This window comes from Micromonospora sp. BRA006-A (assembly GCF_033433935.1).
Taxonomy (GTDB): Bacteria; Actinomycetota; Actinomycetes; order Mycobacteriales; family Micromonosporaceae; genus Micromonospora; species Micromonospora aurantiaca.
In genome coordinates, this window is record NZ_JANCLW010000001.1 from 1579035 (window position 1) to 1591201 (window position 12167).

Genomic DNA, 12167 nt, shown 5'->3' on the forward strand with positions numbered 1-12167 from the left:
CCCCGACCCCCGCACGTCGTACCGCAACCGCACCGCCCCCGTGCCCCCTCACGAAGGCGACCGCCGTGCCCGTCCCCCCTCCCGCCGTTCCCCGTCGGCGATCGGTCCTGCCCGATGTCGCCGTGTCGCTCACCGGCACGGCCTTCCTCCTCGCCGGCGTCGCCGGCGCCCTGCCCGGCCCCGCAGCCGCCGCGCTCGCCGTCGCCGGAGGCTTCGCCCTCGCCTGCGTCCGGCTCGCCTGGCTGGCCGGAGCCGCCGCACCGACCGACCGTCCCGCAGCCAACGGGCGGCGGGCGCGCCGGGCCGCGCTGTCCCGCCGGGTCGCCGCCATCCTCGACAGCGCCGTCCTGGTCGCCGGGCTCACCGTCGCGGTGCTGCCGCTGAGCGACGCCGCGCACCGGCTGCCGATCGCGCTGACCGGGTTGTGCCTCACCGGGGTGCTGCACGTGACGGCCCTGCTGCGCCTGCCCGGCCGGTCGCGGCTGTCCGGCCCGGAGCTGGTGCGCCGTACCGTCGACGTGCTCGCGCTCGGCGTCAGCCTGGTCTTCGCGGGCTGGATGCTGCTGCCGGGCGGCCCGGTCCCGGCCGTCGCCGGAATGGTGGCGGCGGGCGGCGCCGTGGTGCTCGCCGTGCTCGCGGTGGCCGCCGTCGCCGAACGCCGCCGCCGGCCCGGTGCCGCGCGCTGCCACGCCGGGGCCGCGCTGACACTCGGCGGGCTGACGCTCCTCGTGGTGCTGCTGGCCTACGGTGCGCCGGACCGGGCGCTGCCGCTCGTCGCGGTGCCGCTGGTGGCGGGGGCACTGCTCACCGCCGCCGGCGCCCGGCGTACTTCCGGGGGTGAGCGACCGGGCCGGGACGTGGCGACCGCCGCGTGGCCGCGCCTGACGGCGCCGGCCGGGATCGCCGCGCTGGCCGCCGGGGTCCACCTGATGACGGCGGGGGAGTTCAGCACCGGCGCGATGGCCCTGGGTCTCGCGGTCATCCCGCCGATCATGGTGGGTGAGCTGCTCGCCGCCGCCGACCAGCGCCGCCGGGTACAGCGGCTCGCGGCCCGCGAGGCGTGGCTGCGGCGCCGGCTCGGACCGGACGCCCGGGCGGCCGAGCCCGTGCCGCTGACGCGCGCCGAACTGGTCCGGGCGATGGCGGAACGCAGTGGCGGCGCGCTGCTCGTCGTCGACCTGCACGGTACGGGTGGCACGGTGCCGGAGGGACCGGTGCTCGCCGAGGCCGCACGCCGGTTGCGAGCGGGCGCCGAGACGCAGGATCTGGTCGCCCGGCTCGGCGACACCGAGTACGCGGTCCTCACCGACCGGGGGCCGGTGCTCGCGTACGCGCTGGGTCTGCGGCTGCTGGTGGCGCTGGCCGAGCCGTACCCCCGGCCCGGAGGTCTCGCCCGGTTGAGGGTGAGCGTCGGGCTGGCCGAGACCAGCGGCGGCGATCCGGAGGACGTGCTGCGGCAGGCGGACCTGGCCCGCCGCCGGGCGGTGCAGCTCGGCCGGGACCGGGTCGAGTGGTACGACGCCTACCTGGAGGAGCAACTGGTCCGCCGCCTGGATCTGGAGCGGGAACTGCCCGGCGCGGTGGCGCGCGGTGAGCTGGACCTGGTCTACCAGCCGGTGGTGGCGCTCGCCGACCGGATGCCCGTGGGTACCGAGGCGTTGCTGCGCTGGCGCAGTCCGGCACTGGGCACCGTGCTGCCGGCCGAACTGCTGCCGGTGGCTGCCGACCTCGACCTGACCGGCGAGATCGGGCGGTGGGTGCTGGACCGGGCCTGCCGCCAGCTCGCCGCGTGGTCGGAGGGCGGTCGCGAGCTGTGGATGGCGGTGAACGTGACGCCGCGTGAGCTGGCCGCGCCGGACTTCGTGGCACGTACCGCGACAGCGCTGGCCGCGTACGACGTGGTGCCGGAACGGCTGGTGGTGGAGGTGGCCGAGCCGGTGGTGGGCGCGGAGCTGTCCACAGTGGTGGCCCGGCTGGCCGGTCTGCGGTCGATCGGCGTGCGGATCGCGCTGGACGACTTCCGGGCCGAGCACGCCTCGCTCGCGCAGCTCCGCCGGCTGCCGATCGACCTGCTCAAGGTGGGCCCGCACCTGGTCGGCCCGGGCGGGGACGGGCAGCGTCCGCTGATCGACGTGGTGGCGAACCTGGCCGACCGGCTCGGCGTGGAGCTGGTGGTCGAGGAGCTGGAGTCGGAGGTCCAGGTGGCGGGCGCGCGCCGGGCCGGCTGCCGGTACGGCCAGGGCTTCGCGCTGGCCCGCCCGGCGACCGCAGAGCGGGTCGAGGCGTGGTTCGAGGAGTACCCGTCCACCGCCCGATGAGCTGAACCGGTTCAGCGAGCCGTCGTACGAGGTGGGGCGGTGCTGCCGCGCGGCGTCAGGTGCGCGGTCTCGTCCTGCACGACGGCGGCCGGCTCGCCCGCGATGACGGCCAGGAGCTGCCGGGCGGCGTGCGCGCCGTACGCCGGGATGTCCCGGCCCAGCGCGGTCAGCGGCGGGTGCACCAGCCGGCAGAGCGGCGAGTCGTCCCAGGCCACGATGGACAGGTCGCCGGGCACGGTGAGGCCCATCTCCTGGGCCACCGAGAGCCCGGCGATCGCCATCACGTCGTTGTCGTAGATCACCGCGGTGGGGCGGCCGGCGGAGCTGAGCAGCCGCCGGGTGGCCCGCGCGCCCTCCTCGCCGGTGTAGTCGGACCAGACGGTGGTCGCCTCGTCCAGCCCGAGCCGCCGGCACACGCCGGCGAACGCCTCGGTGCGGATCTCGGTGTGCAGCAGCGACTGCAGTCCACCGACCCGGGCGATGCGCCGGTGGCCGAGCGCGACCAGGTATTCCACCGTTTCGACGAGGGCCGCCGCGTCGTCGGCCCAGACGCTCGCGAGGCCGCCGGTGTGCCCGGGCCCGCCGATCACCACCGCCGGCAGTTGCAGTTCCTCAAGCGCCGGCACGCGCCGGTCGTCGGTACGCAGGTCGCAGACGAGCACGCCGTCCACCCGGCGTTCGGCCCACCACCGCCGGTAGACGGCGATCTCGGCCTCCTGGTCGCTGACCACCTGGAGCGTCAGCGCGTACGAGCGGGCCGACAGTTCGGCCTCGACGCCGCTGATCAGCTCCATGAAGAACGGCTCGATGCCGAGTATCCGGGCGGGGCGGCACAGCGCCAGCCCGACCGCCTTGGCGGTGGCGCCGGACAACGCGCGGGCGGCGCTGCTCGGGCGGAACCCGATCTCGGCGGCGATGGCGAGGATCCGCTGCCGGGTCGCCTCGGAGACACCGGGCTGGCCGTTGAGCGCGTACGACACCGCGCCCTTGGAGACCCCGGCGCGCCGGGCGACGTCGGCGATGGTCGGCCGCTTCACCGAAGCGTTCCTCCACTGTGTCCGGCCCTCGCGGGCGCTTCCGGTCGCCGGATCACCGGCGTCTGGTGACGCTACTGCACGCGCTGCCGGGTCCGGGTGCCGCCGGCGGCACCGGTGGACGGCATCCGGCGGCGGCCGCTTGTGCGGTTCAGCTTAGATCGCCGACCCGCCGACGATCGTCACGCGCGGCCCGGACCGTGTCGTGAGCGGCGGCGAGGTTACCGGACCGGCACATCGGTAACCGACCGTTGACAGTGATGAATGGGGACCGTACGGTGGCGTCACTTATCCGGTTCAGTCAACGTCTCTCGATATTCGGGAGCGTTCCCATTTCGGCGCGGAGGATGAGATGAGACGGTCCTGGACGCACCTGGCGCGGGTGGCCGCCGTCGGTGCCGTCAGCCTGGTCATGATCGCCGCCTGCAGCGGCAGGAGCACCACCGGCGGCTCGGACTCGGCCGGTGGTCAGGTCACGCTGAAAATCAACTTCTGGGGCGATTTCGGGCTCCAGGATCTGAAGGCCAAGTACGAGGCCGAGCACCCGAACGTCAAGATCCAGCTCAACTCGGGCGAGTACAACGCCCAGCACGAGGACCTGCAGAAGAAGCTCGTCGCCGGCAACGGGGCGCCGGACATCGCGGCGATCGACGAGGGCTTCATGGTCCAGTTCCGCAGCCAGTCCGACAAGTTCGTCAACCTGCTCGACAAGGGCGCCGGCTCGTACGAGAGCAAGTACCTGCCCTGGAAGTGGAAGCAGTCGCTGTCGGCGGACGGCAAGACGCAGATCGGCCTCGGCACCGACGTCGGCGGACTGGCCATGTGCTACCGCACCGACCTGTTCAAGGCCGCCGGCCTGCCCACCGAACGCGACCAGGTATCAGCGCTCTGGCCCACGTGGGACAGGTTCATCGAGGTCGGCCAGCAGTACACCGCCAAGACCAAGAAGAAGTTCATCGACGCCGGCACCAACCTGTTCAACCCGATCCTCGGCCAGCAGCCGGTCGGGTTCTACGACGAGCAGGACCAGCTCCGGATGGAGCAGGGCCCGAAGGTCGCGTTCGACTACACGGTCAAGGCTGTGGGCGCCGGGCTGTCGGCCAACCTGGTCAGCTTCCAGGCCGACTGGGACAAGGGCTTCACCAGCGGCGCGTTCGCGGTGCTCGCCTGCCCGGCCTGGATGCTCGGCCACATCAAGGACACCGCGCCGGGCACCGAGGGCAAGTGGGACATCGCCGCGGTACCGGGTGGCGGCGGCAACTGGGGTGGCTCCTTCCTGACGCTGCCGAAGCAGGGCAAGAACGTCGACGAGGCGTACAAGCTGCTGACCTGGCTGGTCGCGCCGGAGCAGCAGATCGAGATCTTCAAGAAGGTCGGCAACCTGCCGTCGCAGCCGGCGCTCTACAGCGACCCGGCCATCGCCGACTTCAAGAACCCGTTCTTCAACGACGCCCCGGTCGGCCAGATCTTCCCGAAGATGGCGCAGGGCCTCACCCCGCAGTACCTGGGCCGCAAGAACGGTCCGACCCGGGTGGCGGTGGAGAACGTGATCCGGCGGGTGGAGAACAAGTCGCTCAAGTCCGACGCCGCCTGGAACGAGGCGGTCAAGGAGGCCGAGAAGGCCGCCAAGTCCTGACGTGTCACAGGTGACGGGGCGGCCCGGTCCGCCCCGTCACCGTCCGATCTCCCGGCCCTGGAGTGAACAGATGTCCAGCACTCGTGCCGCGCCCGCACCGCCCGGCCGCCCACCCGCGCGCAAGCCCGGCCGCACCGGCGGCGGCGACCGGCGGATGAGCTGGCGCGACCGGCTGTACCGCTTCGACATGCGCTACATGCCGTACCTGATGATCGCGCCGTTCTTCCTGCTCTTCCTCGTGTTCGGGCTGTTCCCGCTGTTGTTCAACGCGGTCGTGTCGCTGCGCAACTACCGGCTGGACGACCCGACGCTGCCGTACTGGGCGGGCGTGGAGAACTTCAACCGCCTGTTCGCCGACGAGGACTTCTGGAACGCCCTGGCCAACACGTTCGGCATCTTCCTGCTCTCCACAGTGCCGCAACTGCTGCTCGCGCTGCTCGTCGCGTCGCTGCTCAACCGCAGACTGCGGGCGCAGACGTGGTGGCGGGTGGGCGTGCTGCTGCCGTACGTGACACCGATCGTGGCCTCGACGATGGTGTTCAGCGTCTTCTTCTCCCGCGACTTCGGCATGGCGAACTGGGCGCTCGGCCTGCTCGGCATCGGCGGCCCGGACGACCCGATCGACTGGCGGGCGGACAAGCTGCACGCCTGGATCGCCATCGCCACCATGGTCAACTGGAAGTGGATCGGCTACAACGCGCTGCTCTACCTGGCCGCCATGCAGTCCATCCCGCGCGACGTCTACGAGGCCGCCGCGATCGACGGCGCCGGGCCGTGGAAGCAGCTCTGGCGGATCACCGTGCCGATGATCCAGCCGGTGGTCCTGTTCACCGTCATCCTGTCCACCATCGGCGGGTTGCAACTGTTCACCGAGCCGATGCTGTTCGACCCGAACGCGCAGGCCGCGACCGGCGGGCCGGACGGCGAGTGGCAGACCATCGCCCAGCTCATCTACAAGGTCGGCTGGAAGGACCTCAACCTCGGGTACGCCGCCGCGATGTCCTGGGCGCTGTTCCTGATCATCCTGGTCGTTGCCGGTCTCAACTACCTGCTGACCAACCGACTCTCCGGAGGCCGCCGGTGACGACGCGACGCGTGGTGGCCCGGGCGCCACAGGACACCCCGGCCGGGCTCTGGACCTACCTGCTCCTCGCGGTGAGCATGCTGTTCGCCGCGTTCCCGCTCTACTGGATGTTCGTCATCGCCACCAGCGACGACGAGGCGCTGGCGAAGCTGCCACCGGCGGTGATCCCCGGCGACCGCTTCCTCACCAACGTCGACGAGGTCTTCTCCCTCCAGGACGTCTACTTCGCCGCGTCGCTGGTCAACAGCGTCATCGTCTCCACCGTCGTGACCGCCTCGGTGCTGTTCTTCTGCTCGCTGGCCGGTTTCGCCTTCGCCAAGCTGCGCTTCAGGGGCAGCCGCGCGCTGATGCTGTTCGTGGTGCTCACCCTGACCGTGCCCAACCAGCTCGGCATCGTCGCGCTCTACATCGTGATGGGCAAGCTCGGCTGGAACGGCACGCTGCTCGCCGTCATCGCGCCCGGTCTGGTCACCGCGTTCGGCGTGTTCTACATGCGGCAGTTCATCGTGAACACCGTCCCGGACGAGCTGATCGAGTCGGCCCGGGTCGACGGCGCCACGACCATGCGGGTGTACGCGACGATCGTGCTGCCCGCGATCCGCCCGGCGCTGGCGGTGCTCGGCCTGCTCACGTTCGTGGCCACCTGGAACGACTTCCAGTGGCCGCTGATCACGCTCAGCGGCACCGACTACCCGACGTCGATGGTGGCGGTCTCCGACCTGGCCAGCGGCAACTACGTGATCTACCGGCGGGTGCTCGCTGGTGCGTTCATCGCCACCGTCCCCCTGCTGGTCATGCTGTTCATCGGTGGACGTCAGATCGTCCGCGGAATCATGGAAGGCGCGGTGAAGTCGTGAGCCGTCGAACGCTGCTGCACGAGGGATGGACGCTGCGGGCCGAGCCCGGTCCGGCGGTGCCGCCGGAGATCGCCGGGACGGTGGTGCCGGCGACGGTCCCCGGTTGCGTGCACACCGACCTGCTCGCGGCCGGCCGCATCCCCGACCCGTACCGGGACGACAACGAGAACCGCCTCACCTGGATCGGCCGCACCGACTGGGTCTACGAGACCACGTTCACCTGGCGACCCGGTGACGAGGACCGGGTCGACCTGGTCTGCGCCGGGCTCGACACGGTCGCCACCGTGACGCTCAACGGCGTCGAGGTCGGCCGCACCGAGAACCAGCACCGCTCGTACCGCTTCGACGTCCGCGCGCTGCTGCGCCCGGACGGCAACACCCTGGCCGTACGCTTCGACTCCCCGTACCGGTACGCGGAGGCGCACCGGGACCGGCTCGGTGACCGGCCCAACGCCTACCCGGAGCCGTTCCACTTCATCCGCAAGACCGCCTGCAACTTCGGCTGGGACTGGGGGCCCACGCTCGTCACCGCCGGCGTCTGGCGCGACATCGGCCTGCACGCCTGGTCCACCGCCCGGCTCGCGTCGGTCCGGCCCCTGGTCACCGTGGCCGACGGCGTCGGCCGGGTCGAGCTGCACGCCGAGGTCGAGCGGGCCGGCGACGAGCCGCTGACCGTCCGCGCCGCCGTCGCCGGGGTCACCGCCGAGGTGGCCGTACCGGCGGGGGAGCGGACCGCCGTCGTGACGCTCACCGTCGCGGACCCCGCGCTGTGGTGGCCCATCGGGTACGGCGACCAGCCGCGTTACGACCTCGACGTGAGCCTGCACGGCGCCGACGGCCGCAAGCTGGACGCCGCCGCCCGGCGGATCGGTTTCCGCTCGGTCCGGCTGGACACCACACCCGACGCGCACGGCACCCCGTTCACGCTGCACGTCAACGACGTGCCGGTGTTCGTCAAGGGCGTCAACTGGATCCCCGACGACGCGTTCCCCAACCGGGTCACCCGGGAGCGCCTCGCCGAGCGGTTCGGTCAGGCGGCCGGCGCGAACGTCAACCTGCTACGCGTCTGGGGCGGCGGCCGGTACGAGTCGGACGACTTCTACGACCTCGCCGACGAGATCGGGTTGCTGGTGCAGCAGGACTTCCTGTTCGCCTGCGCCGCGTACCCGGAGGAGGAGCCGTTCCGCACCGAGGTCGAGGCGGAGGCGCGCGAGCAGGTGACCCGCCTCGCCGGGCACCCGTCGCTGGTGCTGTGGACCGGCAACAACGAGAACATCTGGGGCTGGCACGACTGGGACTGGCAGGAGCCCCTGGCCGGGCGCACCTGGGGACGCGGCTACTACCTGGACCTGCTGCCCACCGTCGTCGGCGAGCTGGACCCGACCGTCCCGTACTGGCCGGGGAGCCCCTGGTCCGGCAGCGAGGACGTCCACCCCAACGACCCGGCACACGGCACCACGCACATCTGGGACGTGTGGAACACCGACGACTACACCCGTTACCGGGAGTACGTGCCGCGGTTCGTGGCCGAGTTCGGCTACCAGGCGCCGCCCGCGTACGCGACGCTGCGCCGGTCCCTCTCCGACGACCCGCTCGCGCACGACTCGCCGGGCATGGCACACCACCAGAAGGCGGCCGACGGGGACGGCAAGCTCCAGCGCGGGCTCGACGCCCACCTGCCGCCGCCAGCCGACTTCGACGACTGGCACTACCTCACCCAGCTCAACCAGGCCCGCGCCATCCAGCTCGGCGTCGAGCACTTCCGGTCGCACCGGCCGGTCTGCGCCGGCACCGTCGTGTGGCAACTGAACGACTGCTGGCCGGTCACCTCCTGGTCGGCGATCGACGGCGACGGCCGCCGCAAACCCCTCTGGTACGCGCTGCGCCGCGCGTACGCCGACCGGCTGCTGACGGTGCAGCCGCGCGACGGCGGGCTGGCGCTGGTGGCGGTGAACGAGACCGCCCGGGCGTGGAGCGGGCCGGCCACCGTCACCCGGCTGGCCCTCACCGGGGAGCCGAGGGCGAAGACCTCGGTCGACCTCGACGTCCCCGCGTACTCCTCGGTCGTGCTGGCGCTGCCGGCGGAGCTGGCGCGGCCGGACGACGGCCGCGCCGAACTGCTCGTCGCGGACGCCGGGGACGCCGCGGAGCGCGCGCTGTGGTTCTTCGCCGAGGACCGCGACGTGCGGTGGCCGGCGGCGCAGTGGGACGCGACCGTCGAGCCGGTCGACGGCGGCCGGCGGGTCCGGGTGACCGCACGGACGGTGCTGCGCGACCTGACGCTGTTCCCGGATCGCCTCGATCCGGCCGCGCAGGTGGACCGGGCGCTGGTGACGCTGCTGCCGGGGGAGAGCGCGACGTTCACCGTGCGCGCGCCCGGCCTGCTCGACGCCGACGCGCTCACCCGCCGGCCGGTGCTGCGCTGCGTCAACGACCTCGCCTGAGGGGCCATACCCGCATCTCCGTCGATTTGAAGATTTCTGCAAGTGCTAAAGTCTTCAGGGTCGTCGGAGAGGTGAGTCATGTCGGTGCCGCTGTACCAGGTCAAGGCGGAGCTGTTCCGCACCCTCGGGCACCCCGTCCGCATCCGGGTGCTCGAACTGCTCCAGGACGGCCCGAAGCCGGTCCGCGACCTGCTCGCCGCCATCGACGTGGAGGCGTCGAACCTCTCCCAGCAGCTCGCCGTGCTGCGCCGCGCCGGCATGGTCACCTCGTACCGGGACGGCCCGCTGGTCATGTACGCGCTCAGCACCCCCGACGTGGCCGACCTGCTCGCCGCCGGGCGGCGCATCCTCGGCGCCGTCCTCACCGACCGGGACGCCCTGCTGGACGAGCTGCGGGCCTCCGGGACGGACCGGTGAGCGCGGCGGCCGCCGCTCGCGCCGGTGACGCCGTCCGGCAGGCGGGCCGGCTGTTCGGCGGGCTGCTGCCCGGCCGGGCCGACTGGGCGGCAGCGCGCCGCTCGCCCCGGCGCGACCTGCTCGCCGGGCTCACCGTCGCCGTGGTGGCGCTGCCCCTGGCGCTCGCCTTCGGCGTGACCTCCGGGCTCGGTGCACAGGCCGGCCTGGTCACCGCCGTCGTCGCCGGAGCCGTCGCGGCGATCTTCGGCGGCTCCAACCTCCAGGTCTCCGGTCCCACCGGGGCCATGACGGTCGTGCTGGTGCCGGTGGTGCAGCAGTTCGGCGCCGGTGGCGTGCTGATGGTCGGCGCGCTGGCCGGGCTGATCCTGATCGCGCTCGCAGTGGCCCGCCTCGGCCGGTACGTCCGCTACCTGCCGTCCCCGGTGATCGAGGGCTTCACCGCCGGCATCGCCGTGGTCATCGCGCTGCAACAGGTGCCGGCCGCGCTCGGCGTCACGGGCGAGCCCGGCGAGAAGGTGTGGGCGGTGGCAGCCGACGCGGTAGCCCGGTTCGCCGCGCAGCCCCGGCCCGCCGCGATCGCTGTGGCGCTCGGCGTGGCGGCGCTGATGCTGCTCGGCGGCCGGTGGCGGCCCGCCGTGCCGTTCTCCCTGGTCGGGGTGGCCGCCGCGACGCTGCTCGCCGAGCTGGCCCCGATCGACCTGGCCCGGATCGGCGAGCTGCCACAGGGCTTGCCCGCGCCGTCGCTGGACTTCGTGGACCTCGGCGCGCTGGGCGTACTGCTGCCGAGCGCCCTCGCCGTGGCCGCGCTCGCCGCCCTGGAGAGCCTGCTCTCCGCGACGGTGGCGGACGGCATGACGGTCGGCGAGCGGCACGACCCGGACCGGGAACTGTTCGGCCAGGGCCTGGCCAACCTCGCCTCTCCGGTCTTCGGCGGCATCCCGGCGACCGCCGCCATCGCGCGTACCGCGGTCAACGTCCGTGCCGGGGCGTCCTCGAAGCTCGCCGCGCTCACCCACGCGGTGGCCCTCGCCGCGATCGTGCTCGCCGCCGCCCCGCTTGTCGGCCGCATCCCGCTTGCGGCCCTGGCCGGGGTGCTGCTCGCCACCACGGTACGGATGGTGGAGGCGGCCTCCCTGCTCGCGCTGATGCGGGCCACCCGCGCCGACGCGTTGGTGCTGGTGCTGACGTTCGCCGTCACGGTGATCTGGGACCTGGTGACAGCAGTGGTCGTCGGGCTCGCCGTCGCTGTGGTCCTGGCGCTGCGCGCGGTGGCCCGCAGCGCCAAGCTGGAACAGGTGCCGCTGGACACCGGCGAGCACAGCGACGAGGAGCACGCGCTGCTCGCCGAGCACATCGTCGCGTACCGGCTGGACGGGCCGCTGTTCTTCGCCGCCGCGCACACCTTCCTGCTGGAGCTGGCCGAGGTGGCCGACGTGCGGGTGGTGATCCTGCGGATGTCCCGCGTCTCCACCATCGACGCGACGGGCGCGCAGGTGCTCGGCGACGCCATCGCCCGGCTGCGCGGCCGGGGGATCACGGTGCTGATCTCCGGCATCACCCCGGGCCACGACCAGGTGCTCAGCACGCTCGGCGTCGCCGACGAGCTGCGCCGCGAGGGCCTGGTGTTCGCGGACACCCCGGCCGCCATCCGGTACGCCCGGGGTGTCGCCCTCGCCGCGAGCGTGGCCTAGGCTGCGGTCGCCCTGGCACCCGTCTCCGCGCGCTTCCGCACGCCGAAGATGATCAGGTAGCCGAGGATCCAGACCTCGCCCACGGTGGCGGGCACCACCAGCAGGTCGCCGGCGATGCCGGCGCCGGGCGCGAGATACGCGACGAACGTCATGAGCACGTAGCCGACACCACCGGCGACGAGGATCCAGCCGAGCGGCCGGGGTAGCCAGCCCGACCGGAGCACGCACCAGCCCATCGGCACCAGCCAGAGGCCGAAGAAGAGCCCGCCCACCTCCCACAGGTTCCCGCTGACCAGATAGAGCAGCTGGACGGTGTCGGCGTCCCCCGGTCCGCCGGTCGCGACACGCAGAGCCGTCGCGAGGACGGCGGCGCTGCCGAGGATCGCCACGCCGTTCACCAGTCCGAACGCGGCGATGCTGCCCGCGGCGGTGCCGTCGACGGTACGGAACAGACGGTGGAACCAGACGGCGGTGAGCGCCTGGGTGAGGACGACGAGCAGTTCGAGGGCGATGCCGAGGCGGGCCAGCGACTCGTGGGCCACCAGGTTGGCGAGCGTCGTGCCCGCGTCGTCGGCGTCGAAGAGCATGGGGCGGACGGTGAGGAACCCCAGGGCACCGGTGACGGCGAGCCCGAGGTAGAACAGCCCGGTCACCCGGGCGGTACGGATCAACTGGTGCATGGCGGC

At 72.8% G+C, this 12167-nt stretch carries 9 protein-coding genes; 7 read left to right on the plus strand and 2 right to left on the minus strand.

The window, feature by feature from the left end; genetic code table 11:
* Positions 1-122 precede the first annotated feature (122 nt).
* A complete protein-coding gene (locus NMK34_RS07650) occupies positions 123-2318 on the plus strand; it encodes a GGDEF domain-containing protein (RefSeq protein WP_318332825.1) in 2196 nt (731 codons plus the stop codon).
* 11 nt (positions 2319-2329) lie between these two features.
* On the opposite strand, the gene NMK34_RS07655 is transcribed toward NMK34_RS07650, so the two are convergent.
* Positions 2330-3355, minus strand: a complete 1026-nt coding sequence (locus NMK34_RS07655) for a LacI family DNA-binding transcriptional regulator (RefSeq protein WP_318332826.1) — start codon at positions 3353-3355, stop codon at positions 2330-2332.
* Between the two features lie 349 nt (positions 3356-3704).
* Between NMK34_RS07655 and NMK34_RS07660 the strand changes: the two genes are divergently transcribed.
* The 6 genes from NMK34_RS07660 to NMK34_RS07685 all read left to right on the plus strand — a co-directional run bounded on the left by NMK34_RS07660 (position 3705) and on the right by NMK34_RS07685 (position 11481).
* Entirely contained in the window at positions 3705-4988 is a 1284-nt protein-coding gene (locus tag NMK34_RS07660; RefSeq protein WP_262014717.1) for an ABC transporter substrate-binding protein, read from the plus strand.
* Between the two features lie 70 nt (positions 4989-5058).
* The gene (locus NMK34_RS07665) at positions 5059-6072 is read left to right on the plus strand and encodes a sugar ABC transporter permease (protein ID WP_318332827.1); all 1014 of its coding nucleotides are present in this window, start codon (positions 5059-5061) and stop codon (positions 6070-6072) included.
* The gene (locus NMK34_RS07670; protein WP_318332828.1) at positions 6069-6929 is read left to right on the plus strand and encodes a carbohydrate ABC transporter permease; all 861 of its coding nucleotides are present in this window, start codon (positions 6069-6071) and stop codon (positions 6927-6929) included. Before NMK34_RS07665 ends, NMK34_RS07670 begins: the two co-directional genes overlap by 4 nt.
* On the plus strand, positions 6926-9373 hold the full coding sequence (locus NMK34_RS07675; RefSeq protein ID WP_318332829.1) for a glycosyl hydrolase 2 galactose-binding domain-containing protein: 2448 nt from the start codon (positions 6926-6928) through the stop codon (positions 9371-9373). The genes NMK34_RS07670 and NMK34_RS07675 overlap by 4 nt, the downstream gene beginning before the upstream one ends.
* A gap of 78 nt (positions 9374-9451) precedes the next feature.
* Positions 9452-9790 (plus strand): metalloregulator ArsR/SmtB family transcription factor, encoded by a 339-nt coding sequence (locus NMK34_RS07680; protein WP_318332830.1) that lies wholly within the window; start codon positions 9452-9454, stop codon positions 9788-9790.
* Positions 9787-11481, plus strand: a complete 1695-nt coding sequence (locus tag NMK34_RS07685; protein WP_318332831.1) for a SulP family inorganic anion transporter — start codon at positions 9787-9789, stop codon at positions 11479-11481. Before NMK34_RS07680 ends, NMK34_RS07685 begins: the two co-directional genes overlap by 4 nt.
* Here the strand turns inward: NMK34_RS07685 and NMK34_RS07690 are convergent.
* Positions 11478-12161: a DUF4386 domain-containing protein gene (locus NMK34_RS07690; RefSeq protein WP_318332832.1), complete on the minus strand. Its 684-nt coding sequence runs from the start codon at positions 12159-12161 to the stop codon at positions 11478-11480. The two genes, NMK34_RS07685 and NMK34_RS07690, sit on opposite strands and share 4 nt — an antisense overlap.
* Positions 12162-12167 lie beyond the last annotated feature (6 nt).

Coding starts and splice junctions, on each gene's coding strand:
- NMK34_RS07690 (WP_318332832.1), bottom strand. CDS start 12,161: ATGCACCAGTTGATCCGTACCGCCCGGGTGACCGGGCTGTTCTACCTC.
- NMK34_RS07660 (WP_262014717.1), top strand. CDS start 3,705: ATGAGACGGTCCTGGACGCACCTGGCGCGGGTGGCCGCCGTCGGTGCC.
- NMK34_RS07665 (WP_318332827.1), top strand. CDS start 5,059: ATGTCCAGCACTCGTGCCGCGCCCGCACCGCCCGGCCGCCCACCCGCG.
- NMK34_RS07680 (WP_318332830.1), top strand. CDS start 9,452: ATGTCGGTGCCGCTGTACCAGGTCAAGGCGGAGCTGTTCCGCACCCTC.